Here is a 25,533-nt window from a genome sequence, read left to right on the forward strand (position 1 = left end):
AAGCTCGGGATGCGTTCTGCCCAGAAAGGGCGAACTGCTGCGTTACGAACTTGGGTCAAGACGCCTATTCTTGACTCAAGTTCGCGCCTTGCACCCCATCTCAAGTCGATGGACAGCTGGCAGCGAGCAATGCGTATTGAGCAGGATGTACGGTAACCTGGAAAGCCGCCCCCAGGAAAAGCAAGCCAGGGGGCGAAGCAAAAAAACGATAAATCAGCCTCAGGCAGCGACCAGGGAATCTTACATGGCAAGCATCAGCTGGCGAAAATGAGTGTTAAGCGCTTTTACCTCTTGGTGCTTTCACTGCGCCGTTGAAGTTGGTAATTTCCATGGGCAGTGTTCCCCTATCTCATTCCTTGCCAATCCCCATCACCCTGTTCGGAACCCAAGTAGCAATCTCGGGAAGCAAACAAAGTAACAGTACCGCCATGAACATTAACCCCAGAAACGGAAGCACTCCATAGATCACTTGTTTAAGTGGAATATCGGGGGCCACGTTCTTGATCACGAAAATGTTCAATCCTACCGGCGGATGGATCAGTCCCATTTCCATGACCACCGTCATCACTACGCCAAACCAGATCAGGTCAAAACCGGCGGCCTTCAACGGCGGCAAAATGATCGGTGCCGTCATCAGGATCAGAGACACCGGCGGCAGGAAGAATCCCAGCACGATGATCAGGCCTAGCACCGTTGTCAGCAACATCCACTTCGACAGATGCTGGTCGACAATCCATTGAGCAGCCGACTGGCTGATGTGCAGGTAGCTCATTACGTAGGAATACAGCAAGGACATGCCGATGATGAACATGAGCATGGTCGACTCTTTCAGGGCGCTGGCCAGGATCGGGATCAGTTGCCTGGGGCGCCAGATATCGTAGACCAGAGCGATCAGTCCCAGCGCCATCAGACCACCCAGGCCAGCGGTTTCGGACGGAGTCGAGTAGCCTCCGTAGAGAGCAATCATCACGCCGATCAGTATCACCACAAAGGGGAGCACGCGCGGCAGCATACGGGTCTTTTGTGCCAGCGTCAGGGTTGACTGGTACAGGTAGGCTGATTTTTCGCCGCCGGCGGCTAGAGTCGCTACGGCTTGCCGATACTCCCTCTTGTAGCGCCAAGCTGCATACAGGGAAAATAACGCCACCAGTAGCAGACCGGGGCCGACGCCGGCCAGGAACAGACGCCCCAAAGATTGTTCAGCCGCGACAGCAAACAGGATCATGGTGATCGATGGCGGTAGCAGGATGCCCAGGGTGCCCCCGGCTGCGATGATTCCGGCGGCGAAGCCCGGGGAATAGCCGCGTGCACGCATTTCCGGGATGCCGGCGCTGCCGATGGCTGAGCAGGTCGCCGGACTGGAGCCGGCCATGGCGGCAAACAGGGCGCAGGCGAACACGTTGGCGATGCCTAAGCCGCCCGGGATCTTTTGCATCCAGGCGTGGATTGCCGAATACAGATCGGCACCCGCACGCGACTTTCCAATGGCAGCGCCCTTGAGGATGAACAGCAGTATCGACAGCAGGGTGATGCTGGCCATCTCCTCATAAACATTCTGCGTCACCGTATCAAGCGCCGATGTCGGCATGAAGAAGTACATGAACACCACGGCGATCAAGCCCAGCGCAAATGCAATCGGCATCCCCGAAAACATCAATAGCAAGGTGCCACCACCATACAGCAGACCGATCATGCCAATACTCATGTCGAAACTCATGTCGATGCTCCTTCTTGTGGTCGGCCTTGCCTGCAGATCACGACCTGGCGCAATGACTGCACCAGCAGTTGTAGTGTCAGAAGGCTCATGCCGAACGCCATCACGCTATAGGGAATCCACAGCGGTGGCGCCCAGGTGGAAGAGGTGGTCTGGCCATCGATCCAGGCTTCGTGACACAGGGTCCACGACTTCCAGGCGAAGAACAGACAGAACAGGAACGAGGCGACGTCGCAGAACAGCTGCCGCAAACGATTAGCCCACGGCGGCATCAGTCCTGCCAGTGATTCAATGCTGACGTGGCCGCGCTGCTGCTGCACGAAGGCACCGCACAAGAAGCTTGCCCCCACCAGCAGGAACACCGCCGCCTCGTCTTGCCAGTCGGTCGGTGCGTGCAAGTAGTAACGCAGGAACACGCTGGTGCTGAGGATGCCGGCTGCGGCCAGCAAGGCCAGCATGGACAGGCCGAGGATGGTGCGGTTGAGAATGCTCAGTAAGTATTCGATTTGTGCCAGCAGGCCGTTGGCGGGACGGGCTGCCGACGTCGGCAGTGTATCGGTATGCGTGTTCATGCCGTCACCTTCTCGGCCAGTTGCAGCAGGCGCGCACAGTTGGATGACTTGGCGGCGTAGTCCTTCCAGGCTGTGTCGCGGGCGATGGCACGCCATTTTTCAACGGTGGCGGCATCCAGATCGTACAATCGGGCGCCCGCCTTCTGGTAAACGGTGGCGACGTTGCGATCGTCGGTACGGACCCCGTCAAGGCCGATCTTCTCGATCTCGTTACCGATCTGCAAGATCAAGTCCTGCTGGGATCTGGGAAGTTTTTCAAAGACAGCGCGCGACATCAGTAGCGGTACCGCCATGAACCAGAACGATTCGTTGCGGCCGGTGGTGAGATGTTTTGCGACTTCCTCAAGGCGAAACGACAGCAGGCTGGTGGAGGAAGTGATGACGGCGTCGACCGCGCCGGTCTGCATGGCGGCGTACAGTTCGTTGGACGGCAGCGTGACCACGGCAGAGCCGGCGGCCTTGAGCATCATGTCCACTTCGCGACTGCCACCACGGATCTTGATGCCCCTGACATCGTTTGGCGCGACCACGGCGCCGTTCTTGCCGGCGATGCAGCCGCTCTCCCAGACCCAGGCAATCGGAACCGCGCCCTTGTCGATCAACAGGTCGTTAAGGGCCTTGCCGATCTCGGCCTTCTTCCAGGCCAGCCCTTGTTCGTAGGTGGTCACCAGCCCGGGCATCAGGGCGATGTTGAGTTCCGGTACCTCGCCGCCGGCGTACGACACCGGAAAGAAACTCATATCCAGCGCACCGCGACGCAGGGCGCTGAATTGGGCGTTGGTTTTCATCAGCGACGAGCCGGGATAGACGCTGAACTTGAGTGCGCCCCCTGAACGCTTGTCGGCTTCCGCTGCGAAGATACGGCACAAGCGGTCGCGGAAATCGCCCTCGTTGCCGGTGGAGCCGGGGAACTGATGCGATATCTTGAACGGCGTCGGCCCCTGGGCGCCCGCGTCCAGGCAGATGCCCGCCAGCGGCAACGCCGCCATCGACGTACACAACCGGCGGCGGGTGGGGTTGATGGTATGGGTCATGGTCTCCTCCATTGCAATGGATGTGGGTTGCTGTTGTGGGTACATCGTGAAACCGGGGCGGGCAGCTGCCTAATTGGCCGCTGCGGGCTTGCCATAGGTGTCGCGCAAGACGTTTTTCAATACCTTTCCCATGGCGTTGCGCGGCAGTTCGGTGACGAAATGAACATGCTTGGGTACCTTGTAGCTGGCCATCTGCGCCTTCAACGATTGGATGATGGATTGATCGTTGATACCGTCGTGGCCTGGCTCGCCTGTGGTGGGGGCCAGCACGACCACGGCATTGACCGCCTCGCCGAAATCGCGGTCGGGCACGCCGATGACGGCCGATTCAAGCACACCGGGCAGGGCATCAATGGCCATCTCGACTTCTTTTGGGTAGACGTTGTAGCCACCGGAAATCACAAGGTCCTTGGCGCGACCGACGATGGTCAGGTAGCCGTCGTCGCTCAGCGTGCCGAGGTCGCCCGTGCGGAACCAGCCATCGGCACTGAACTCGTCGGCAGTCTTCTGTGGATTGCGCCAATAGCCTTTCATGACGCCGCTGCCACGGATCTGGATGCCGCCGACGGTATCGAATCCCAGCGGCAGGTCGTCTGCGTCGGCGATGCGCACCTCGACGCCTTCGATGGCCGGACCGACCGAGCCGATGCGGCGTTCGCCGCTGCACGGGTTGGAGCTGATGATGGCCGACTCGGTCATGCCATAGCGTTCCAGTACCACGTGGCCACAACGTTGCAGGAAGGCGCTATTGGTCTCGGCTAGCAGTGGTGCCGAGCCGGAAATGAATAGGCGCATGGCTGCAGCGCTGGCGGCGGTGAAGTCGCTCTGCCCGAGCAGACGAGAATAGAAGGTCGGTACCCCCACCATTACGGTAGCGCGTGAGAGCAATCCAACTACCTGTGCAGCGTCGAATTTCTTCAGCAACAGGATGCTGCTGCCCGATAACAAGGTGCAGTGACTGGAGATGAAAAGCCCATGCGCATGAAACAGGGGGAGCGCGTGCAACAGGACATCTTCGCGCGTGAACTGCCATAGCTTGGTGAGGGCGCGCCCATTGCTGAGCAGATTGGCATGCGTGAGCATCGCGCCTTTGGGCCTGCCGGTGGTGCCAGAGGTATAGATGATCAGCGCCACATCATCGGCAGCGGTGTGGACGGTGTCGAACTCAGTGGTCGCTGTCGCACACTGGTTAAGGTAGTCGATGAAGCTACCGCGATTGTCGTCGCCGAGGCTCAGGCTGTGAGCCACACCATTGGCGGCGGCCAGCGGCGCCAACGTGGCGAGGTTGGTCGGGGAGCAGATGAATACGTGGGGTGCGGCGTCCTGCATGAAGTACTGTAGTTCGTTGGGATGATAGGCGGTGTTGAGCGGTAGATAGATGGCGCCCAGGCGCAAGGTGGCCAGATACAGGCAGAAGTTCTCCAGCGATTTGTCGACTTGTACTGCCACCCGTTCACCTGCCGTAACACCCAGCGCGCGCAGGGCATTGGCATAGCGGGCAGTGAGCGCCAGCATTGCGCCATAGGTGAGGCGTTGGCCTTCAGGTGTTTCGATGCAGGTGGCGTCCGGGTGCTGGCGGGCGATGTCTTCAAAGTTGGCAAAGATATTGGCATTCATGATGGTAGAGAGAGAAGTGGAAACGGTATCGGCCACGCCCAGTGCCGGATAACGGATCGGGTCGATGTCGGCGCTAGCGTCGACACGGTCGGGGTGCGCGAGGATCTCGGAGAGGGCGGCGGGTGGCAACGTGCGTACGCTGCCGGTGGCGCTGACGTTGACGCTCGAAGCGGCACCAGCTGTGGCGATATAGATGCCACCTGAGATGTCGCCTTCGATATGCAGATGGACTGGCTGGCCAGCGCGCACCCGGCGCCGGATGGTGCGCGCCAGGTGCATCAGGTATTGGCTGAGCAACAGGCGTTCGTCAGCCAGAAGAGCGCTGTGGCCATTGCTGGCAAGATGCAGGTGCAGGGGGCCGGTACCTGCTGCATCGACCAGTTGCGCCAATTGCAGGGCATCGGCACAACCTGTCGGAGCGTGCGTCGCTGCGCGCAGGGCGCTGCCTTCCAGCGTGACGGTTGCACTGCCACCCAGGCCGACGACGTCCAGGCGTTCTTGCAGTTGCCAGCGTTCGTCGTCGATGTCAGGGGCGGTATGTTCAACGGTGGTCTTGCCCACCCAGTGCTGCATGGCTGCGGCGTAGGTCTTCGCTGCATCATCGAGCAATTGTTCGCGCCCGCCCCAGTGGCTGCGGGCGCTACCTTTGATGACGGCGAGCACTTCTTCCACCGAATGCACCGTGGGGTCACTTTGTTGCACCACGCGAGGGCCGGTCATGGCGAGCAGGGTGGCGGGGCTGTAACAGCGTCGCGCAGCGGCATGGGCAATCATGCTCGCGCCACCAAAGACGTTGCGGCCTAACAGAGCCAGCATGGGCATGCCATCCAGACGCGCATCCAGCAGTTCTGTCATCAGCTGACGCAATGCCCCCTGGATCGCAAGGCCTTCATACAACTGCGCGCCGGCGGAGTCGAGTATCAACAGCAATACCGCACCAGATGACTGCGCCAGGCGGATGGCGCGTCGTAAGTCCTGGCATTCGGCCAGGCCCAGGGCGCCTTTGTCGGCGATGGGATCGGTGGCCACCGCCAGCACGGTGCGGCCGGCGGCACGCCCATGCATCATGCGCAGATGCGATGCGGATGGCAGCGGCACACGGCAGTCGGGCGGGAACAGGGCCGCCAGGCGTGCGTCGACCGGCATGCCAATGAAGCTTGCTTGGGACAAGGTCTCCTCCTTGATGTTGGCTCCCGTTGGTTCGGGATGCCTGGTGTAGGTGATGCCGATTTGCTTGCGTCGAATATATACCTATTGCCTATCCTGGTATACAAGAACTTATTTTAGGTTTTTAGTTATTTATTATAGGTGCACCAAAACGTCCGCCTGGGCTTGTCAAACATGAAATGCGATATCATGCGCAAGCCATTTAGGAAATTCAGGAAAAATCTCATGTCCGAAGACGAAAGCACCTCGCAAGCCGACCGCATCAGCCGCGCCATTGAAGCGGATATCCTCAACGGCACCTACGGCCCTGGAGAGCGTCTCGATGAGCGTCAACTGGCAGCGTTGCATGGGGTATCGCGCACCCCCATCCGGGAAGCGCTTGGCCGTTTGGTTGCCGATGGACTGGCCGAACATCGTGCGCGTCAGGGCGTGTTCGTCTCGCGCATTTCGCTTGCCAGCGTGTTCGAGTTGTTTGAAATGTTGGCCGTGCTGGAGTCTGCCTCAGCGCGCTTGGCCGCACGGCGCATGAAGCCGCATGAAGTAGTGCACTTGATGCAGGCTGCGACCGACACCGTACAGGCAGCACAGGATCAAGATTCGAGTGTGTACTCGGCAGCAAACAAACGTTTCCACGAAATCATTTACGCCGGCAGTTGTAACCGCTTGCTGGAAGATTCGGCCAAGCAGTTGCGCCGTCGCGCAGCGCCATATCGGGAACATATCCACCGCGTGGCCGGTCGGCGCGATGCCACTGCGCATGAGCATGTCGCGATCGCCGAGGCGATCAAGGCGGGCAAGGCAGAGGTTGCCGCTGATTTGATGTTTCTACATCTGGATATTCATCGGCCTGAGTTTGCCGATTACGTGTTTATTCTTTCGCGAGCTGTTGAAAACGGCATCGCAGTTTCTTGATCTGGCTTGCCGGTCACCGGATCCAGCAGCAATACCTGGCCCTGCCCGTGGTCCAGGTCCGCAGCCGGCAAAAGTTGCGCCTGCCGCAGGTCGACCTGACGCCGAAAATGATATAAAAAATAATGCCGTCCATCGTTTCCGGTGGACGACATGCAGGTCTGGGTCAGCCAGGACTTACTGGGCCTTCTTCACACCCGGGCTCTGCAACTGCAGGTTCAGCTTGTCGATGGCGCTGGCCAGCGGGATGAAGAAGTTCATCCCGGCCAGGCCTTTGGCACCCAGGCCGGCTACCGTGATGCCGACCACCTGGCCGGACTTGTCCAGCAAGGGGCCGCCACTGCTGCCCGGCAGGATGGCCACGTCGCTTTGCAGGAATTCCTGATCCTTGAGCACGCGCACGCCGCTGAGGATGCCGCGCGTGAGCGTGGTGTTGAAGGTGTCGCCCAGGGGCGAGCCCAGCGCATAGACATCTTCGCCGATACCCGGCTCATCCACCCGCAGGGGCATCGGTCGCACGCCGGGGGCCTCGTCAAACTTTTCCACCAACAGCGGCGTCAACTTGGGGACGGGGATCGAATGACCATCCTTCCGCAATTCGCCGCGGAAGAGCGCAAACATCACCTGGGCCGGCGGCAGCAATTCGGCGGTCTTGACATTCCACTGGATATCGCCCTTACGTGAACAGAACAGGCGCAACTAAATCTAGACTAATGGAGAAAATTGGCTATTACCGCCCCCGCAAAGAGGGCTTGTACTCGACTCTTTGGAGGGGCACATAAAACGTGTAACTTAGGGCAGCTAACTTAGTTGATAAAGTCTAATATTTCTTTCTCAAGCTTTCCTTTTGAATAGCAGGTAACCATTTGCCCCCCACCTATATCTTGGGAAACCGATTTATTAGTGTTAAACGAAAGCGAAGTGCTTTCGCTGGTGGTTCCGCGATCAAAGACATTCCCATTCAAATGTTCGGCAACAATCTGTCGGCGAGCCTGAATGTTCAGTATGTAACGTGTGTTTACGGTGACCATCGTCCTCTTGTCATTCGTATCGGACGGAGCTAGATAAACGTTGACTCGTCCTTCGAGGTTTGTATTCCTCTTAACTACGATATAGTTGGAAAACGCTGGGTGCTCCTGCTTTTCAGTAGCTACGCGAAACTGTGAAGAAGCGGCGACATCGTAGTCATATTTTTCCACCGTCTCACCTCGGGTGTAGGTCCGGTGCGTTTTTCCGCAATCGATGTATTGAGAAGCGTTGGGAGTAGAGAACGAGAGATTAATAATCCTCGATTCCTTATCAATATTATTAATAACGTAGAAGCTTTTTGAAAGTTCTCTGACAAGCTTGTCCCATACCTGGGAATACGGCGCTGATACCTCTGCCTCGTTCTTTACAGCACTAACGGAGCTTGGAGTATAGCTGTACGAGCTCACCCCCTGAGTTGCGCATCCTGAGACTACAAGGATGATTGGTGCAGCATATTTGAGCTTCCCTAACATGTTTGTTCCCCGTGGTTGATTAAATTCTTTTTTGTCTGAGTGGCAGCTAACCCTTGAGAACAGCTCAATTGCCTGTGAACAGATTTGACGCCGTACTCATTGACAATATTTTAACTTTTCTACTAAGAACGTGCACTTCAGCTTCCTCATCTACGAGGCAGCGTTTTGCAGATTACCGTGGGAAAAGTCCCGGCCACCGTCGCCCTGTGTGCATCGCCGGCCAGTAACGGCCTGGGCACCTCCGTGACACTGCACACGGCGATCACCAGTAGCTTGCCAAGCGCCATCGTGGCCACCAGCGATTTACGTATATGGATCGGCGGATTTCTTCGTTGCCAGTCCCCGAGGTGGGGCTTACCGTGACAAATCCGTTTTCATCCATCCGCTTCCGACGCCATGACCTCGACCCCGCTTGCCATCGTTCCCGCCCCCTCACCCGCCCCGGCCGATACCGGCAGCCGCCGCGCCGCTGCCGTTGCGCACTTCATCGCCAGTGCCCGCCAGTTGCTGCCCGATCCGGCCCAGCCCACCGCCGGACAATTGCAGGCGGTGGCGCGCCAGCTTGAGGTGCTGGCGCAACAACGCGAACTCTTCCCCGAGAAAGACTTCACCGTCGATGCCGACCATCCCGCTGTCGTCTATCGCCTCAGCGAACAGGGCGACGGCAGCTATGCCCTCTACCTGTCGGCCGGCCTGCCGGGCAAGGCGGTGCTGCCGCATGACCACACCACCTGGGCCATCATCAGCGGCGTGCAGGGTATCGAGCGCAACATCTTCTATCGTCGCGACCAGACCAGCGACCCGGCACGAGACAGTCTCACGCCCGAGCGCACGGTCGATGTGGTGGTGGGTAATTCGGTGATCCTCAGCCCCACCGATGTGCACACCATCGAACTGCTGGGCGAGCAGACCGGCCTGCATCTGCATTTCTATGGACGTGGCCTGGACCGCATGCCCGAACGCGTGGTATTCGAGACCCGCAGCGGCGGCAGCTATCGCACCTTCAGCGCGCCGGCCGGTATCCGCCACGCCCGTATCTCTGCCACCGAACTGAAGGCGGCACTGGCCGACGGCGACGAGATCGCCCTGCTCGACGTGCGCGATGCCGGTGTGTTTGCGCGTCGTCACATCCTCTTCGCCGCCTCGGCGCCGTTATGGCGCCTGCCGCTGGAGATCGACCGCCTGGTGCCGCGCCGCCAGACCCGCGTGGTGCTCACCGATGGTGATGAAGCCGTGGCCCATGCCGCCGCCCACCAACTGGTGCGCCTGGGCTGGACCAATGTGTCGGTCCTGGCCGGAGGCACCGATGCCTGGGCTGCCGCCGGCCTGGAAATCTTCAGCGGCACCAACGTGCCCAGCAAGGCCTTTGGCGAAGTCATCGAACACGAGAAGCACACCCCGTGGATCACCTCCGAGGAACTGGAACGATCGGTCCAGGCCGGCGAAAACGTGGTGGTGGTCGACAGTCGTACACCCGAGGAATTCGCCGCCTTCAGCCTGCCCTTCGCCCATAGCGTGCCCGGTGCGGAACTGGTCTATCGCATCGGCGAGCTGGCCCCCGATCCCGCCACGCTGGTGGTGGTCAATTGCGCCGGCCGCACCCGCAGCATCGTCGGCGCCCAGACCCTCATCGATGCCGGCATTCCCAATCGTGTGGTCTCGCTGCGCAACGGCACCATGGACTGGTTGCTGACCGGGCGCGAACTGGCCCATGGCCGCCAGACCCCGCTGCCCGAACCCTCGCCCGAGAACCTGGCCACCGCGCGTGAGCGCGCCGCCGCCGTGGCCGAGCGGGCCGGTGTGCGTCGCATCGATGCCGCCACCCTGCAGCGCTGGCAGGACGCCGCCGAGACCGGCCAGGAACGTACCCTGTATCGCTTCGACGTGCGCACCCGCGAGGAATACCAGGCCGGCCACCTGGAAGGCTGGCGCTGGGCCCCCGGTGGCCAGCTGGTGCAAGCTACCGACGAGTACGCGGCCACCCGTGGCGCGCGCATCGTGCTGGCCGACTGGGATGGCGTGCGCGCCCTGACCACCGGCGCATGGCTGGCGCAACTGGGTTGGGATGTCTCGGTCTACACGCCACCAACGCATGGCCCGCAGTCCACTCGGGTGACCGGCGCAGAACCGGTACGCGTGCTGGCCCCCAATCCCCCCGCGCCGCAAGTGGCGGCCACACAGGCGGCCAAGTGGCTCAGTGCAGGACAAGCCGTGGTGATCGACATCGACCATCGCGCCGCCTATGAAAAGGGCCACATCGCCGCCGCCTCCTTCGTCGCCCCGGGCAGCCTGGTGCAGCACATTGCCGCCTTGCCGGCCGGCCAGGCGGTGCTGCTGGCCTCCGGCGACGGCGTACTGGCCCACAGCATCGCCTCGGGCCTGGATGCGGCACAGCGCAGCGGCCACGAAGTCGTCTCGGTACTGGGTGGCACGCAGGCATGGCGCCGTGCCGGCCTGCCCATCGGCCAAGGCAGCGAGGGCGTGCTCACCGGTGATGACGACCAGAGCTACAGCCCCTATCTGCACCACGACCTGGCCCTGCGCAATGCCGGCTTTGTCGACTATCTGGAGTGGGAGCTGGGACTGGTGGCGCAGCTGGCGCGCGAAGGCCATACCGGCATCCAGCTGATCGACTGAGGTACACGCCGGCCCTCGTCCATGGCGCAGGGCCGGCGCCACAAACCGCATTAGCAAACGCAAAAAGCTTCGTTGCGAGGGCGCAGGCGGCGGGCGCAAGATGGATGGCTCTTTTCACGGCAACCGCCCGGATACCCCTCATGCGCCTCCCCTCACTCTCCCGTACTGCTCCCCTGCTGGCTCTCCTGCTCACCACCCTGGCCTGTCACAGCGCCCAGGCCGATACTACGCTCGACAAGATCAAGCAGCGCGGCAAGCTGTCGGTGGGCGTCGATGGCGTCAGTCCGCCCTTCGGCGTGATGGACCCGGCCACCGGCAAGACCGGCGGCTACCAGTTCGAACTGGCTGCCGACCTGGCGCGCCGCCTGGGCGTGACGCTGGAAACCGTCTCCGTCACCGCCTCCACCCGCGTTCAATTCCTGCAGACCGGCAAGGTCGACCTGCTGGTGGCCAACATCCAGTGGACCCGCGAGCGCAATGACACCCTGGCCTTCGCCCCCACGCCCTATGACCTCATCGGCGGCGGCGCGCTGGTGGCCAAGTCCAGCGGCATCAAGCGCTGGGAAGACCTGCGCGGCAAGGTCGCCTGCGTCTCCCAGGGCAGCAACTACGCCAAGCCGCTGGCCGAGAGCTATGGCGCGGTGGTCAAGGGCTTGCGCGGCATCCCCGAATCCCTGCTGGCACTCAAGGGCGGCACCTGCGCGGCCTCGGTGCACGTCTATCCGGTGCTCTACAACACCCTGCACGGAGATGGCAGCGAGCAGTGGAAGGATTTCGCCCTGGGCACACAGGATCAACTGATCCCCTCCCCCACGGTGGTCTGGATGCGCAAGGGGGAAAGCGACACCCAGGCCTTCGTCGACCAGGCCATCCAGGATTGGCACCGTTCCGGCTTCCTGCTCAAGCAGGCGCGCAAATGGGGCGTGCCCGACCAGTGGATCGCCAGCCGGCATGATCTCGCCCTGAAGGGGAAGTTCGACCGCGCGCCGTTTGATTTCGAGGTCTACAAGAGCGCCCAGCAAGAGGCTGCTCCCAAGGTGGCCAGGCAGTAAGCCACGCACGCTGACCGTCCACCTGATGTCATCTGAAGAAAGGTCTTTTTCATGAGCAAGGATTCCCCCGCTTTCCCGCTGTCGCAACGCGTGCGCCGCGTGAAGCTCTCGCCCAATGCCGCTGCTGCGGCACGTGCTGCCGCACTGATTGCCGAAGGCCGCGACGTGATTTCCCTGACCACCGGCGAGCCCGATTTCGACACGCCGGAGTTCATCAAGCAGGCGGCCAACGCCGCGATGGCGCGCGGCGAGACCAAGTACACGCCCACGCCTGGCACGCTGGCCCTGCGCCGCGCCATCGGTGCCAAGTACCAGCGCGAGTACGCACTGGACTACGGCGTGGCCGATATCCTGGTCAGCGCCGGTGGCAAGCAGGTGATCTACAGCGCCTTCGCCGCGACCCTGGATGCGGGCGACGAAGTCATCGTCCCCACGCCCTACTGGCCATCCTTCCCGGACATGGTGCTGGTCAACGATGGCGTGCCGGTGTTCGTCCCCTGCGGGATCGAGACCGGCTACAAGCTCAGCGCCCAGGCGCTGGAGGCGGCCATCACCCCGCGCACGCGCTGGCTGGTGCTCAACACGCCGGGCAATCCGTCCGGCGCCGTCTACGAGCGCGACGAACTGGCCGCGCTGGCCGAGGTGCTGCGCCGCCATCCGCAAGTGCTGGTGCTGCTGGACGAACTGTACGAACACATCTGGTTCACACCCGAGGCGCCAGCGCACTGGCTGCACGTGGCGCCGGACCTGAAGTCGCGCAGTCTATTGGTAGGAGGCGCCTCGAAAACCTATGCCATGACAGGTTGGCGCATCGGCTGGGGCGCCGGCCCCAAGACGCTGATCCAGGCGATGGTGGTGATCCAGTCGCAGGTCTCGTCCGGGCCGAACGCGATTGCCCAGGCCGCCACACTGGCGGCCCTGGAGTCGCCCGACCAGAGTTTTGCCGTCATCGCCCGAGCAGCCTATGCACGCCGCGCCAGGCTTGTGGAAGACGCTATCGCAGGCATTCCCGGCCTGGCGCTGCGGCGCATCGATGGCTCCTTCTTTGCCTTCGTACATTGCGGTGGGTTGATCGGCCAGGTGCGCCCGGATGGCGCCGTGATCGCCAACGACCAGGATGCCGTGCAGTGGCTGCTGGAGTCGGAGGGACTGGCGGTGGTGGATGGAGGCGCGTTCGGCCTGTCACCCTATCTGCGGCTCTCCACGGCGGCTGCCGATGAGGTCCTGCAGGATGCGGTGGGACGGCTGGCGCGCGCAGTGGCAGCGCTACGCCAGCCGGAGAAGGCAGCCGCCTAGGTCGTCAGGCCGCCGCGGTCTGGGCGCTGCCCGGATTGCCCTGGTTGCCCTTGATGCGCAACACCAGCACCGCGCCGATCAGGCAGGCCACGCCCATCATGATCGACGAGGCCGTGTAGTTGCCCATCGAGGCACGCATGTAGCCCGCCACGGTGGTCGCCGTGGCCGCGCCCAGCTGGTGGCCGGCGACGATCCAGCCGAATACCACGGGTGCGGCCAGGCGACCGAAGACGTCATTGGCCAGGCGCACGGTGGGCGGTACGGTCGCGATCCAGTCCAGGCCATAGAAGAGCGCGAAGATGGTCAGGCCGTAGTACTGCAAGCCAAAGGCATAGGGCAGGAAGATCAGCGCCAGGCCGCGCAGGCCGTAGTACCAGAACAGCAAAATACGTGGGTTGTAGCGGTCAGAGAGCCAGCCCGAGAGCGTCGTGCCGACCAGATCCAGCATGCCCATGGCCGCCAGGATGGACGCGCTGCTCACTTCGTTGATGCCATAGTCATTGCACATGGCGATGAACTGGGTACCGATGTAGCCATTGGTGGAGAGGCCACAGACGAAGAAGCTCATGAACAGCAGCCAGAAGTCCGGCATGCGCACCGAGGTGCGCAAGGCGCCCAGGGCAATGGCCAGCGGGTTCCGGCGGGACAGGCCTTCGTCCTTGTTATCGCTGGTCTGGCCGACCATCTTCAGGCCGACCGCGCCCGGACCTTCCGGCAGCAGCAGCCACACCAGCGGAATGGCCAGCAAGGCCACCGCCGAGACCAGGAACGCCACCGAGCGCCAGCCATAGTTGCCGACCATGGACGCCATCAGCGGCAGGAACACCATCTGGCCGGTGGCCGCACTGGCGGTCAGCAAGCCCATGGCCAGACCGCGACGGGTCTCGAACCAGCGGCTGACGATGGTCGCGCCCAGCGTATTGGCGGCCACGCCGGTGCCGGCACCGACCAGCAGACCCCAGGACAGCAGCATATGCCAGGGCATGTGCATGAGCGTGGACAGCGCCGTGCCGCTGGCCAGCAGCACCAGCGCCACCAGCACCACGCGACGGATGCCGAAGCGCTGCATGGCGGCGGCCGAGAACGGGCCGATCAGGCCATAGAGGGCGATATTGACCGAGATCACCACCGAGATGGTGGAACGGTTCCAGCCGAACTCCTGCTCCAGCGGCAGGATCATCACCGATGGCGTGGCGCGGATGCCGGCCGAACACAACAGCACGAGGAAGATCACGCCCACCACGACCCAGGCATAGTGGAATCGTGGCGCGACGGCATTGGCGAGTGATTGGGTAAGCTTGTTCATTGCGATCCTGATGGAGGGGATGACGCTGGGTGGAGGTTGAAGGTTGAAGATCGAGATTGGAAAAACTGATGTAAAGATGGCCCGGCGTCAGAGATCCTGAAGCCGGCTATAGGCGTCCTGGATGACGTCCATGATCTCGCGCGAGAGCTTGGGACCGAGTTGCCGGTCGATCTCGTCCTGGGCGCGGCGCCAGTTGGGGCGCGCCTCCTCAAGCTTGATACGGCCGGCAGCGGTCAGTTGCAAGGCGAAGGAGCGCTTGTCCAGCAACTCTTCCTCGGGCAGGTCGACCGTCTCGATCCAGCCGGCTGTCGTCAGCGGCTTCAGCGCCCGGCTCAGGGTGCTGCGGTCCATGCCCATGTCGGCGGCCAAGGTGATGTTGGCGATCGGTCCTCGGCGGCCGATGCGGCTGATCAGCGAGTACTGGGTGATGGTCAGTTCATTGGGCTGCAGATGATGATCGTAAAGCAAGGTCATCTTGCGCGTGAGGCGTCGCAACGGGGTGCAGGTGCAGATTTCCTTGTTCATGGGGATATCCGGGTTGATTAACTATGCATATGCATCGATGTGTACGCATAATAGAGACGATCCAGGCGCCGCGTCAAGTCCTCTTCCGCATCGGCGTCGCAAATCAGCGTCGCAACTCCGCCATGATCTTCTCCGCCAGGAAATCACACGGCGGCCGCTTGGACTTGGTACTGCGCGCCAGCACCACTTCCAGCGGCGCGATATCGGGCAGGCCGTGCGCCTGGTCCAGCAGGGTGAAATGGCGCGGTACCGCGCAACGCGCCAGGGGCGCCACCGCCAGGCCGGCCTCCACCATGCTGAGCAGCCCCATCAGGCTGGGACTCTCGTAGGAGGTGCGATAGCCTATCCTGGCCTTCTCCAGGCTGTGGATGGCATTCTCGCGCGCCACGCTGCCCGGCAGGAACACCGCGATGGGCAAGGGCCGCTCGCGCCAGATATCCCCCGCGCTGGGCACGGTGGCCCAGACCATCGGTTCAAAACGCACGAACTCCCCCGAGATCCCCTTGACCCGCGTGGCACACACCAGATCCACGCTGCCCTCCTTGACCATCGGTGCCAGTGCGGAGCTGGGCAGGCCCACCACCTGGATTTCCACCTTGGGATAACTGGCCGAGAACTTCTTGAGAATGGGCGGCAGCAGCGACGAGGCATAGTCGTCCGGCATGCCCATGACCACGCGGCCCGTCACGTCCGGGCGCACCACGGCGGCCCAGGCTTCGTCGCGCAGGGTCAGCATGCGCCGCGCATAGGTCAGCAGGACCTCGCCGTCCTGGGTCGGGATGACGCTGCGCGGCTTGCGCAAGAACAGCGGCTTGCCCAGCGCCAGCTCCAGCGTGCGGATCTGCATGCTCACCGCCGATTGCGTGCGATGCACCAATTCGGCCGCGCGGCTGAAGTTGCCGGTGTCGGCCACGGCCACGAGCATGGCCATCACATCCAGGTCCAGGGCTTTCATATCGATCAGAAAAATTGATAGCAACGATCAATATTACGCGATTTTCTTGCAGCATCGCATCGGGCATAGTGCGTTCAAAGGAAATCACCCATGAATGCCCGTACCGACCTCGCCGTCTTTGCCGATCCCGATCTGCGCCTGATGCACACCCACGCCAGTGGCCAGTTGCCCTATGTCTCCAAGGGCAGCGGGGAGACCGTGGTCTTCGTGCACGGCTCGCTGTGCGACTACCGCTACTGGAATGCCCAGGCCGAGGTACTGTCGCGTGATTTCCACTGCGTCTCGCTGAGCCTGAGCCACTATTGGCCGGGCGCCGACTTCGGCACGCAGGGCACATTCTCCTGGGCCACCCATGCTGACGAAGTGGCACAACTGATCGCCGGCCTGGACCTGGGCCCGGTGCACCTGGTCGGTCACTCGCGTGGCGCTTGCGTGGCCTTCCACGCGGCACACCAGTATCCCCAGCTGATCCGCTCGCTGACCCTGGCTGATCCGGGCGGCCCGTTGCATGCCCACAACGCCGATGCCGGTGCGCTGTCCCCCGCCACGCTGGCCTTGCGCGCCAAGGTGGCCACGCTGATCGAAGCCGGTGATATCGACGCCGGCCTGGAAATGTTCGTCGATTCGGTCAGCATGCCCGGCGCCTGGAGCCGCAGCCCGGCCGGTTTCCGTGCCATGGCCACGGCCAACGCCAATACCCTGCCCCTGCAGTTCCGAGATCACCTGCCGGCCTACAACGAGATGGATGCCGCCGAACTGCAATGCAAGACCCTGCTGGTCGGTGGTGAAAAGAGCCCGCGCATGTACCGCGACAACATCGCCGCCCTGGCGCAATGGATTCCGGAAAACCAGCAACAGGTCATCCAGGGCGCCTCGCATGGCATGAACGTCTCGCACCCGGCAGCCTTCAACCGGACCCTGCAGGCTTTCCTCTCCGGCGTCTGATTGCCGGGCCAGGCCGATATCCCCGGTGGGATCGCCACAACGATATGCAAGTACAGGGCCGGCGCAAGCCGGCCTTTGCACATACGCAGAGGGCAACGGCCCAGCACACGATGACCGCCACTTCATGCCGATGCTGCATGAAGCCGCTGCAAAAAACCCGAGTTGCGAAAATTTAGGTAATATCCCCTCCCCGCTCCCGATCCGGCCGCCACAAGCCCCGGAACGGGCCGAAGCATGCGTGTAGAATCAACGTTCCCGCACGCGACTCCGGATCCGTAGCGGCCAGGACCGCTGCGTTGATTGATCCACCGCATTCGAAGCAGGAAACAGCTATTGCCGGAACATCGGGAAGGGACCAAGGTTGTACGCCCTCGCCTTCCCTGTCACCGGATCGCCGAACTACCGAATTTCGTCCCTGTCTCTATACCGTCTCTATACCGTCTCTATTCTTCATCAAGACCATGACCCAACAAATCAGTGCCGCAGAGCAACTTCTTCGTGACGCCGCCCGTGAATACCACCGCTCGCCGTCGCGCGGCAAGATCGAAGTGCGTCCCACCAAGCCCCTGTCGAACCAGCGCGACCTGTCGCTGGCCTACTCGCCGGGCGTGGCCTATCCCTGCCTGGATATCGAAGCCGATCCCCTGAAGGCCTTCGACTACACCTCGCGCGGCAACCTGGTGGCCGTGGTCTCCAACGGCACCGCCGTGCTGGGCCTGGGCAACATCGGTCCGCTGGCTTCCAAGCCGGTGATGGAAGGCAAGGGTTGCCTGTTCAAGAAGTTCGCCGGTGTCGACGTCTTCGACATCGAACTGGCCGAGACCGACCCGGACAAGCTGGTCGAGATCATCGCCTCGCTGGAACCGACCCTGGGCGGCATCAACCTGGAAGACATCAAGGCTCCCGAGTGCTTCTACATCGAGCAGAAGCTGTCGGCGCGCATGAACATCCCGGTCTTCCACGACGACCAGCACGGTACCGCCATCATCTCCTCGGCGGCCCTGCTGAACGGCCTGGAACTGGTGGGCAAGGACATCGGCGCGGTCAAGATCGCCGTCTCCGGCGCCGGCGCGGCAGCGATTGCCTGCGTGGAAGTGATGATCGGCCTGGGCGTGAAGCGCGAGAACGTCTACATGGTCGACAGCAAGGGCGTCATCTATGAAGGCCGCCCCGGTGGCCTGGACGCCTCCAAGCAACGCTACGCCATCAAGACCGAGGCACGCACCCTGGCCGACGTGGTCAATGGCGCCGACGTCTTCCTGGGTTGCTCGGCTCCGGGCGTGCTGACCGCCGACATGGTCAAGACCATGGCCGACAAGCCCATCATCCTGGCACTGGCCAATCCGGAACCGGAAATCCGCCCCGAGCTGGCCAAGTCGGTGCGTCCGGATTGCATCATCGCCACCGGCCGTTCGGACTATCCGAACCAGGTCAACAACGTGCTGTGCTTCCCCTACATCTTCCGTGGCGCGCTGGATTGCGGCGCCACCAAGATCACCGAAGCCATGAAGCTGGCCTGCGTGCGCGAGATCGCCGACCTGGCCAAGGCCGAGACCAGCGCCGAAGTCAGCGCCGCCTATCCCGGCAAGGAACTGGTGTTCGGTGCGGACTACCTGATCCCGACCCCGTTCGATTCGCGCCTGATCCTGAAGATCGCCCCGGCCGTGGCCAAGGCCGCTGCCGAGTCCGGCGTGGCAACCCGCCCCATCACCGACTTCGACGCCTATCGCGCCGAGCTGACCCGCTTCATCTACCAGACCGGCATGTTCATGCAGCCCGTCTTCAACACCGCCAAGCGCGCGCCGCAACGCGTGGTCTACGCCGACGGTGAAGACGAGCGCGTGCTGCGCGCCGTGCAGTTCGTGGCCGACGAAGGCCTGGCCGCGCCCATCCTGGTGGGCCGTCCCGCCGCCATCGAAGCCGGCATCAAGAAGGCTGGCCTGCGCATCAAGCCGGGCCAGAACGTGCAGATCATTGATCCCGCCACCGATGCCCGCGTGGCCGGCTACGCCGCCCACTACCAGGGTGGCAGCGAAGCCGACGTGCGCGCCAGCGGCAGCCTGCTGGCCGCGCTGATGGTCAAGGCCGGCGACGCCGATGCCATGCTGTGCGGTCTGGACGGCAACTACGACGGCCACCTGGCCCATGTGGAAAAGGTGATCGGCAAGAAGGACGGCGCCCAGGAATTCGCGGCCTTGAACGCCGTGCTGCTGCCCGAGCAAACCCTCTTCATCACCGACACCTACGTCAACGACACCCCGGACGCTGAGCAACTGGCCCGCATCGCCCTGGCGGCGGCCGAGGAAGTGGCGCGCTTCGGCGTGCCGCCCAAGGTGGCCTTCCTGTCGCACTCCAACCACGGCAGCTCCTCGCGTCCGTCGGCCCGCAAGATGGCGCAGGCCCACGAGCACTTCAAGAAGCTGGCGCCGCAGATCGAGTCCGCCGGTGAACTGCACGGCGACGCGGCCCTGTCCGAGAAGGTCCGCCACAGCGTCGGCCTGGCCGACAGCGGCCTGACCGGTTCGGCCAACGTGCTGGTCTGCCCCAACCTGGATGCCGCCAACATCCTCTTCAACGTCCTCAAGACCAGCAGCGGCCAGGGCACCACCATCGGCCCCATCCTGCTGGGTGCGGCTGCACCGGCGCATGTGCTGACCCCGTCGAGCACCGTGCGTCGTGTCATCAACATGACCGCGCTGGCAGCGGCCAAGGCACAGGACAGCAAGTCCAAGGCCTGAAGAACGGCAGCTCCATGAACAACGCCCCGCCATCCTACGATGGCGGGGCGTTTTTCTTTGTGATCCGGCGCAGCCTGCTTAGGATGTCTGCAGCACGCCGCGTTCGATCTGGTCACGCTCGATGGATTCGAACAGGGCCTTGAAATTACCCTCCCCGAAGCCCTCGTCGCCCTTGCGCTGGATGAACTCGAAGAACACCGGCCCCAGTTGCGGCTTGGAGAAGATCTGCAACAGCAGCCGCTGCCCGCCCTCGCCGGTGGCGCCATCGAGCAGGATGCCGCGCGTCTTGAGCTGCTCGGTCGGCTCGCCGTGCGCCGGCAGGCGTCGCTCCAGCATGGCGTAGTAGGTCGCCGGTGGCGCGGTCATGAAGGGCGTGCCGGCCTGTTGCAGGCGGTCCCAGGTATCGATCAGGTTGTCCGTCAGCAGGGCGATGTGCTGGATGCCCTCGCCATTGAACTGCATCAGGAATTCCTCGATCTGCCCCGAGCCCCTGGCAGACTCCTCGTTGAGCGGGATGCGGATGAGGCCATCGGGCGCCGACATGGCCCGCGAGGTCAGGCCGGTGTACTCGCCCTTGATATCGAAGTAGCGGATCTCGCGGAAATTGAACAGACGCTCGTAGAAACCGGCCCAGTAACTCATGCGGCCGCGATAGACATTGTGGGTCAGGTGGTCGATCAGCTTCAGGCCAGCACCGGGCGGATTGCGCTCCACGCCGTCGATGAATTCGAAGTCGATGTCATAGATGGACTTGCCCTCGCCGAAGCGGTCGATCAGGTACAGCGGCGCGCCGCCGATGCCCTTGATGGCGGGCAGGTGCAATTCCATCGGCCCGGTGGGGATCTCGACCGGTTGCGCGCCCAGCTCCAGCGCACGGGCATAGGCCCGGTGCGAATCCTTGACCCGGAAGGCCATGCCGCAGGCACAGGGGCCGTGCTCGGCGGCAAAATAGGCGGCGTGGCTGCGCGGCTCGTGGTTGATGATGAAGTTGATGCCGCCCTGGCGGTACAGGCTCACCTGCTTGGACCGGTGCACCGCCACCTTGGCAAAGCCCATGGCGGCAAATACCGATTCCAGCAGGCCCGGCACGGGCGAGGCGAACTCGACGAACTCGAAGCCCATCAGGCCCATGGGATTGTCAAACAGACCGCTCATGATGCTCTCCTATGATGCGTCAGTCGATGCGCACCAGCGCCTGTTGATAGAACGCGCCGCGCGCCACGTAGTCGGCTGCATTGGCATGCATGCCGGCGATGGCCTCGGGCGTGAGTTCGCGCAAGACCTTGGCAGGCGAGCCGATGATGAGCGAATTGTCGGGGAAGTGCTTGCCCTCGGTCACCAGCGCACCCGCACCGACCAGGCAATTCTTGCCGATCACGGCACCGTTGAGGATCACCGCCTGGATGCCGATCAGGCTGCCTTCGCCCACGGTGCAGCCATGCAGCATGGCCTGGTGCCCGATGGAGACATTCGCGCCCACCTGCAAAGGATAACCGGGATCGGTGTGCAGCACCGCGCCCTCCTGGATGTTGCTGCCGGCGCCGATGGCGATGCGTTCGTTGTCCGCCCGCAGCACCGCGCCGGGCCAGACGCTGACCTGCTGGCCCAGCACGGCCTGGCCGATGATGACCGCCTCGGCGGCCACGTAGGCGCTGGCGTCGATGTCCGGACGCTGTTGCGCCAGTGCATAAAGAGTCATGGAGTTCCTGTTGATAACGATAATGTGAGAAGCCTGATGCGTTCAGGAGGCCTGCTTGAGGCGATCCTGTGAGAACGCCGCGATCTGCGCATCGCTGTAGCCCAGCTCGCGCATGACCTCCTGGGTGTGTTCGCCGATGCCGGCGATGGGCCGGCGTGGTTGCAGGCGCTCACCATCCATGGAAATGGGCAGCAGCGGCATGTCGGTCTGGCTGCCGTCTTCCAGTGTCAGGCGGGCCATGCCACCACTGGCTTTCAGGTGGGGATCGTCGAACAGTTCCTCGGGTCGCGAAATGGGCGCGAAGGGAATGCCGCGCCGCTCCAGTTCCGGCGCCAGGGCCTTGCCATCGATGCTGGCCAGCGTGGCGCGCAGGGTCTGCAGCAGCCATTCGCGCAGCAGCACGCGCTGGTTGTTGGTCTGCAGGCGGGGATCGGCCAGCAGGTCGGGCCGTTCCAGCACCTCGCACAGCGTGCGCCACTGGGTGTCGCCGGTGGCCGCGATGAACATCTGCTCGCCGCCGGCCAGCTCGAACACGTCATACACCGCCCAGGCGCTGATGCGCGCCGGCATCGGTGCGGCGGCCTCGCCGGTGACCGCATACTGCTGCATGTGCTGGGCCGAGAGCAGCACGCAGTTCTCGAAGAGCGCGCTTTGCACTTCCTTGCCGCGGCCACTGTCACGGCGCTGGTACAAGGCGGCCAGCACGCCGATGGCGCCGAACATGCCACCCATGATGTCGTTGACCGAGCTGCCGGCCCGCAGCGGACGCCCCACCGGGCCGGTCATGTAGGCCAGGCCGGCCATCATCTGCACCACCTCGTCCAGCGCCAGGCGCTGGTCATAGGGGCCCTTGAGGAAACCCTTGTGGGAAACGTAGATGATCTTCGGATTGCGCGTGCGCACGCTCTCGTAATCGATGCCCAGTTGCTGCATGCGACCCGGCTTGAAGTTCTCGATGAAGACATCGGCGCCATCGACCAGCTTCTGCAGCGCGGCCACGCCTTCTTCGCTCTCCATGTCCAGCGTGACGCTACGCTTGTTGCGGTTGAAGGTACGGAAGAAGCCGGCGCCGGTGCCCAGCAGGCGGCGCGTGCCATCGCCGCGCGGCGGCTCGACCTTGATGACATCGGCCCCCAGGTCGCCCAGGATCATGCCGCAGGTCGGCCCCATGACCATGTGCGACATCTCGACCACGCGGATGCCCTTGAGCGGCAGGTCATCTTCGCTGCCTGCCGGTGTGGAATGTGCGCAATGTGCGGAATCTGCGGTCTTCATGCTGCTGCCCCTTGTAGAACCTTGCTGTCGTTGTCGTGATGGTGTGCTGATGCGTAGCCATGCGGCAGGCCGGCACGCGCCAGTGCGCCATACAGGGTCACGCCCGGCAGGGCCTGTTCCAGCAGCTTGCGGGCAGCCAGCAGACGCTCCACATCGATGCCGCTGTGGTAGCCCAGGCTGTCGAGCATGAAGACCAGGTCTTCGGTGGCGACATTGCCCGAGGCGCCCGGCGCATGCGGGCAACCGCCGATGCCGCCCAGGGTGGCGTCGAATTCGCGGATGCCGTGTTCCAGCGCCACCAGGGTGTTGGCCAGCCCGAGGCCGCGGGTGTCGTGGAAGTGGGCAATGGCCAGATACTCGCCGGCCACCGCGCGCACTGCTTGCAGCACTTCGCCGACCTGGCCCGGCGTGGCATGGCCGGTGGTGTCTCCCAGCGCCAGCAGGTCGCAACCGGCCTCGATGACGCTACGCGATACCTGCACGATATCGGCCAGCGGCACCCGTCCCTGCAAGGTACAGCCGAACACCGTCGACAAGCCGGCGATGAGGCGCGGCCGGCCCTGGCCTGCCGGCGACTGATCGATCAACTGGCGGATGCGGTGGAATTCTTCCACCATCTCCTGCGGCGACTTGCGCACATTGGCCTGGCTATGTGCCGCGCTCACCGAGACCGGTGCGACGAGGCGATGCACGCCGGCCTCCAGCGCACGTTCTGCGCCCTTGAGGTTGGGTACCAGGGCGGTGACCACCAGATCGGGATAAGTCAGCGCGTGGGCGATCACCTCGGCGGCATCGGCCATCTGCGGCAACAGCCGGGCTGGCACGAAGGAGGCCGCCTCCAGGTGGCGCACGCCAGCCGCATAGGCGGCATCGATCCAGCGGCGCTTGTCGTCGGTGGTCATCACTTGCGCGATGCTTTGCAAGCCGTCGCGCAGGCCGACTTCCTGGACGATGACCTTGGAATGGGAGGGTTGCATGCTCGGTTTCCTTGGCTATAGGGCTTAACGAGAGAGTTCTTCCAGGCGCATGCCATTGGTGCGGGGACCGAAGAAGCCGATCGAGATCATTACCGCCAGCATGGCGCAGGTGATGCCGGCAAAGACGCCCGTGACACCGAAGTCGCGCAGGAAGAAGGCGATCAGGAAGCCCGACAGCATCGCCCCGACCCGGCTGGAGGAGTAGACGACGCCCACCGCCAGGCAACGGATGCGGGTGGGGAAGAGTTCGGTCTGGTAGGCGTGGTAGTTCACCGAGATCATCGAGCCGCACAGGCTGATGAGGATGCCCAGCACCGTCAGCGGCATCGGGTCTTTCATCTGCGAGAAGGCAATGCCGAACACCACCACCGCGCCAGCCGCGCCGACGATGAGCCACTTGCGCTGGATCTTGTCGGCCACCGTCATCACCAGCATCGGGCCGATGGGGCTGGCGAAGGCGATGATGAAGGAGTACAGCAGGCTCTTGGTCACCGTGATGCCCTGGGCGATCAGCAGCGTCGGCACCCAGTTGGCGAAGCCGTAGTAGGCGATCGCCTGGAAGAAGTTGAACACCACCAGCATCAGGAAGCGCGAGCGATACGGCTGCTGCCACAGTTCACGGTAGGAGGCGCGCTCTTCGCGGACGTCCTCGACCACCGCCTGTGGTGCCGGCAGCGGCTTGCCGGAGTCGGCCTGGGCGCGTGCCTCAATGCGCTGCATGGCGGCCTCGGCCTCGGCGAAGCGGCCTTTCTGGGCCAGCCAGCGCGGGCTTTCCGGCACCGAGCGGCGAATGAACCAGACCAGCACCGCCCCCACCGCGCCGATGGCCACCACCCAGCGCCAGCCATCGATGCCATAGGGCGACAGGGGTACCAGCCACCACGACAGGATGGCCGCACTGGGCGCGGCCATGAACATGGCCGCCTGGTTCAGCGCCATGGCGCGACCACGCATGTGCTGGGGGACGATCTCGGTGATGTAGCTATCGATGGTGACGATCTCGATGCCTACGCCGATACCGGTGAGGAAGCGCCACAGCAGCAGCCCCTCCGAACTGGTCTGGCAAGCCATGATGGCCGAGCCCACCGAATACCACAGCAGCGAGACGGTGAAGATGGCGCGGCGGCCATACTTGTCCGGCAGGAATCCCAGGAAGAAGGTCCCCACGAACAAACCCGCGAAGGTCGCCGCGATGAAGGCGCCGATGCCTTGCGAGCCGAAGAAGTGGGCGGTGGTGGTGCTCAAGAGGCCGCTCTTGACCATGCCCGGGGCGATGTAGCCGGTGAAGACCAGGTCATAGATCTCGAAGAAGCCGCCCAGCGAAATCAGCAGCACCAGGATCCAAGCGCTACGGGTGACCGGCAGGCGGTCCATGCGCGCGGTGATATCGGCGGCCGAACCGGCGCCCCGGATCGTGGATGCAGCAGTGGGGAACGGCAAGGCCGTCGAAGGTGTACTCATCATGGTCTCCTTGCGCGCCGGTCATGGCCGGCAGGCTGTCTTGTTCGTGATGTCGTGTGGTGTTGCCCCCGGACGATCGCAGGGGACATGTGGCGGATTCTAGACTTCTCCGATTGGATGTATAGCGTTATATTGGAAGCTCAGACATTCCC

At 63.1% G+C, this 25,533-nt stretch carries 20 protein-coding genes; 6 read left to right on the forward strand and 14 right to left on the reverse strand.

Features of this window, described 5'->3' with window-relative positions:
- Positions 1 to 349: 349 nt before the first annotated feature.
- The 4 genes from ACIPHN_RS09995 to ACIPHN_RS10010 all read right to left on the reverse strand — a co-directional run bounded on the left by ACIPHN_RS09995 (position 350) and on the right by ACIPHN_RS10010 (position 6,107).
- Entirely contained in the window at positions 350 to 1,705 is a 1,356-nt protein-coding gene (locus tag ACIPHN_RS09995) for a TRAP transporter large permease (protein WP_400436082.1), read from the reverse strand.
- Positions 1,706 to 1,713: 8 nt separating this feature from the next.
- A complete protein-coding gene (locus tag ACIPHN_RS10000; protein ID WP_400435727.1) occupies positions 1,714 to 2,286 on the reverse strand; it encodes a TRAP transporter small permease in 573 nt (190 codons plus the stop codon).
- Positions 2,283 to 3,320: a TRAP transporter substrate-binding protein DctP gene (gene dctP, locus ACIPHN_RS10005; RefSeq protein WP_400435728.1), complete on the reverse strand. Its 1,038-nt coding sequence runs from the start codon at positions 3,318 to 3,320 to the stop codon at positions 2,283 to 2,285. The genes ACIPHN_RS10000 and dctP overlap by 4 nt, the downstream gene beginning before the upstream one ends.
- A 69-nt stretch (positions 3,321 to 3,389) precedes the next feature.
- Positions 3,390 to 6,107, reverse strand: a complete 2,718-nt coding sequence (locus ACIPHN_RS10010) for an AMP-binding protein (protein WP_400435729.1) — start codon at positions 6,105 to 6,107, stop codon at positions 3,390 to 3,392.
- 222 nt (positions 6,108 to 6,329) lie between these two features.
- Between ACIPHN_RS10010 and ACIPHN_RS10015 the strand changes: the two genes are divergently transcribed.
- Positions 6,330 to 7,016: a GntR family transcriptional regulator gene (locus ACIPHN_RS10015; RefSeq protein ID WP_400435731.1), complete on the forward strand. Its 687-nt coding sequence runs from the start codon at positions 6,330 to 6,332 to the stop codon at positions 7,014 to 7,016.
- A 174-nt stretch (positions 7,017 to 7,190) separates the two neighbouring features.
- Here the strand turns inward: ACIPHN_RS10015 and ACIPHN_RS10020 are convergent, their stop codons facing one another.
- Entirely contained in the window at positions 7,191 to 7,712 is a 522-nt protein-coding gene (locus ACIPHN_RS10020; protein ID WP_400435732.1) for a trypsin-like peptidase domain-containing protein, read from the reverse strand.
- A 107-nt stretch (positions 7,713 to 7,819) separates the two neighbouring features.
- Positions 7,820 to 8,515, reverse strand: a complete 696-nt coding sequence (locus tag ACIPHN_RS10025; RefSeq protein ID WP_400435734.1) for a hypothetical protein — start codon at positions 8,513 to 8,515, stop codon at positions 7,820 to 7,822.
- A gap of 396 nt (positions 8,516 to 8,911) precedes the next feature.
- Here ACIPHN_RS10025 and ACIPHN_RS10030 point away from each other — a divergent pair, with 396 nt between their 5' ends.
- The 3 genes from ACIPHN_RS10030 (at position 8,912) to ACIPHN_RS10040 (ending at position 13,500) form a co-directional block, all read left to right on the forward strand.
- Complete coding sequence (locus ACIPHN_RS10030; protein WP_400435736.1) at positions 8,912 to 11,152, forward strand: rhodanese-like domain-containing protein; 2,241 nt, start codon at positions 8,912 to 8,914, stop codon at positions 11,150 to 11,152.
- A gap of 140 nt (positions 11,153 to 11,292) precedes the next feature.
- A complete protein-coding gene (locus ACIPHN_RS10035) occupies positions 11,293 to 12,204 on the forward strand; it encodes a transporter substrate-binding domain-containing protein (protein WP_400435738.1) in 912 nt (303 codons plus the stop codon).
- A gap of 51 nt (positions 12,205 to 12,255) precedes the next feature.
- A complete protein-coding gene (locus ACIPHN_RS10040) occupies positions 12,256 to 13,500 on the forward strand; it encodes an aminotransferase class I/II-fold pyridoxal phosphate-dependent enzyme (protein WP_400435739.1) in 1,245 nt (414 codons plus the stop codon).
- A 4-nt stretch (positions 13,501 to 13,504) separates the two neighbouring features.
- Here ACIPHN_RS10040 and ACIPHN_RS10045 read toward each other — a convergent pair whose 3' ends face one another.
- The 3 genes from ACIPHN_RS10045 to ACIPHN_RS10055 form a co-directional block, all read right to left on the reverse strand.
- Positions 13,505 to 14,806, reverse strand: coding sequence for an MFS transporter (locus tag ACIPHN_RS10045; protein ID WP_400435741.1), 1,302 nt, complete (start codon positions 14,804 to 14,806; stop codon positions 13,505 to 13,507).
- An 87-nt stretch (positions 14,807 to 14,893) separates the two neighbouring features.
- Complete coding sequence (locus tag ACIPHN_RS10050) at positions 14,894 to 15,331, reverse strand: MarR family winged helix-turn-helix transcriptional regulator (RefSeq protein ID WP_400435743.1); 438 nt, start codon at positions 15,329 to 15,331, stop codon at positions 14,894 to 14,896.
- A 103-nt stretch (positions 15,332 to 15,434) separates the two neighbouring features.
- Positions 15,435 to 16,286, reverse strand: a complete 852-nt coding sequence (locus ACIPHN_RS10055; RefSeq protein WP_400435745.1) for a LysR family transcriptional regulator — start codon at positions 16,284 to 16,286, stop codon at positions 15,435 to 15,437.
- Between the two features lie 90 nt (positions 16,287 to 16,376).
- Between ACIPHN_RS10055 and ACIPHN_RS10060 the strand changes: the two genes are divergently transcribed.
- Positions 16,377 to 17,231 (forward strand): alpha/beta fold hydrolase, encoded by an 855-nt coding sequence (locus ACIPHN_RS10060; protein WP_400435747.1) that lies wholly within the window; start codon positions 16,377 to 16,379, stop codon positions 17,229 to 17,231.
- Between the two features lie 461 nt (positions 17,232 to 17,692).
- Positions 17,693 to 19,969 (forward strand): NADP-dependent malic enzyme, encoded by a 2,277-nt coding sequence (locus tag ACIPHN_RS10065; RefSeq protein ID WP_400435748.1) that lies wholly within the window; start codon positions 17,693 to 17,695, stop codon positions 19,967 to 19,969.
- 78 nt (positions 19,970 to 20,047) lie between these two features.
- On the opposite strand, the gene hppD is transcribed toward ACIPHN_RS10065, so the two are convergent.
- From hppD to ACIPHN_RS10090, 5 genes are read right to left on the reverse strand one after another with little or no spacing between them, the layout of a single operon-like run.
- Entirely contained in the window at positions 20,048 to 21,124 is a 1,077-nt protein-coding gene (gene hppD / locus ACIPHN_RS10070; protein WP_400435750.1) for a 4-hydroxyphenylpyruvate dioxygenase, read from the reverse strand.
- A 19-nt stretch (positions 21,125 to 21,143) separates the two neighbouring features.
- Complete coding sequence (locus ACIPHN_RS10075; protein ID WP_400435752.1) at positions 21,144 to 21,668, reverse strand: gamma carbonic anhydrase family protein; 525 nt, start codon at positions 21,666 to 21,668, stop codon at positions 21,144 to 21,146.
- Between the two features lie 42 nt (positions 21,669 to 21,710).
- The gene (locus ACIPHN_RS10080; protein WP_400435753.1) at positions 21,711 to 22,943 is read right to left on the reverse strand and encodes a CaiB/BaiF CoA transferase family protein; all 1,233 of its coding nucleotides are present in this window, start codon (positions 22,941 to 22,943) and stop codon (positions 21,711 to 21,713) included.
- The gene (locus ACIPHN_RS10085; RefSeq protein WP_400435754.1) at positions 22,940 to 23,920 is read right to left on the reverse strand and encodes a hydroxymethylglutaryl-CoA lyase; all 981 of its coding nucleotides are present in this window, start codon (positions 23,918 to 23,920) and stop codon (positions 22,940 to 22,942) included. The genes ACIPHN_RS10080 and ACIPHN_RS10085 overlap by 4 nt, the downstream gene beginning before the upstream one ends.
- Positions 23,921 to 23,944: 24 nt before the next feature.
- Positions 23,945 to 25,381, reverse strand: coding sequence for an MFS transporter (locus ACIPHN_RS10090; RefSeq protein WP_400435756.1), 1,437 nt, complete (start codon positions 25,379 to 25,381; stop codon positions 23,945 to 23,947).
- Positions 25,382 to 25,533: the final 152 nt, after the last annotated feature.

It is taken from the genome of Herbaspirillum sp. NPDC087042, assembly GCF_044745245.1.
In the GTDB taxonomy this organism is placed as follows: Bacteria; Pseudomonadota; Gammaproteobacteria; order Burkholderiales; family Burkholderiaceae_D; genus Herbaspirillum.

Bases quoted from the DNA above. Each gene is read 5' to 3' on its own strand.
- ACIPHN_RS10030 (WP_400435736.1), top strand. From the start codon at position 8,912: ATGACCTCGACCCCGCTTGCCATCGTTCCCGCCCCCTCACCCGCCCCG.
- ACIPHN_RS10040 (WP_400435739.1), top strand. From the start codon at position 12,256: ATGAGCAAGGATTCCCCCGCTTTCCCGCTGTCGCAACGCGTGCGCCGC.
- ACIPHN_RS10025 (WP_400435734.1), bottom strand. From the start codon at position 8,515: ATGTTAGGGAAGCTCAAATATGCTGCACCAATCATCCTTGTAGTCTCA.
- ACIPHN_RS10050 (WP_400435743.1), bottom strand. From the start codon at position 15,331: ATGAACAAGGAAATCTGCACCTGCACCCCGTTGCGACGCCTCACGCGC.
- ACIPHN_RS10085 (WP_400435754.1), bottom strand. From the start codon at position 23,920: ATGCAACCCTCCCATTCCAAGGTCATCGTCCAGGAAGTCGGCCTGCGC.
- ACIPHN_RS10035 (WP_400435738.1), top strand. From the start codon at position 11,293: ATGCGCCTCCCCTCACTCTCCCGTACTGCTCCCCTGCTGGCTCTCCTG.
- ACIPHN_RS10055 (WP_400435745.1), bottom strand. From the start codon at position 16,286: ATGAAAGCCCTGGACCTGGATGTGATGGCCATGCTCGTGGCCGTGGCC.
- ACIPHN_RS09995 (WP_400436082.1), bottom strand. From the start codon at position 1,705: ATGAGTATTGGCATGATCGGTCTGCTGTATGGTGGTGGCACCTTGCTA.
- ACIPHN_RS10075 (WP_400435752.1), bottom strand. From the start codon at position 21,668: ATGACTCTTTATGCACTGGCGCAACAGCGTCCGGACATCGACGCCAGC.
- ACIPHN_RS10090 (WP_400435756.1), bottom strand. From the start codon at position 25,381: ATGAGTACACCTTCGACGGCCTTGCCGTTCCCCACTGCTGCATCCACG.
- ACIPHN_RS10045 (WP_400435741.1), bottom strand. From the start codon at position 14,806: ATGAACAAGCTTACCCAATCACTCGCCAATGCCGTCGCGCCACGATTC.
- ACIPHN_RS10015 (WP_400435731.1), top strand. From the start codon at position 6,330: ATGTCCGAAGACGAAAGCACCTCGCAAGCCGACCGCATCAGCCGCGCC.
- ACIPHN_RS10080 (WP_400435753.1), bottom strand. From the start codon at position 22,943: ATGAAGACCGCAGATTCCGCACATTGCGCACATTCCACACCGGCAGGC.
- ACIPHN_RS10065 (WP_400435748.1), top strand. From the start codon at position 17,693: ATGACCCAACAAATCAGTGCCGCAGAGCAACTTCTTCGTGACGCCGCC.
- dctP (WP_400435728.1), bottom strand. From the start codon at position 3,320: ATGACCCATACCATCAACCCCACCCGCCGCCGGTTGTGTACGTCGATG.
- hppD (WP_400435750.1), bottom strand. From the start codon at position 21,124: ATGAGCGGTCTGTTTGACAATCCCATGGGCCTGATGGGCTTCGAGTTC.
- ACIPHN_RS10000 (WP_400435727.1), bottom strand. From the start codon at position 2,286: ATGAACACGCATACCGATACACTGCCGACGTCGGCAGCCCGTCCCGCC.
- ACIPHN_RS10060 (WP_400435747.1), top strand. From the start codon at position 16,377: ATGAATGCCCGTACCGACCTCGCCGTCTTTGCCGATCCCGATCTGCGC.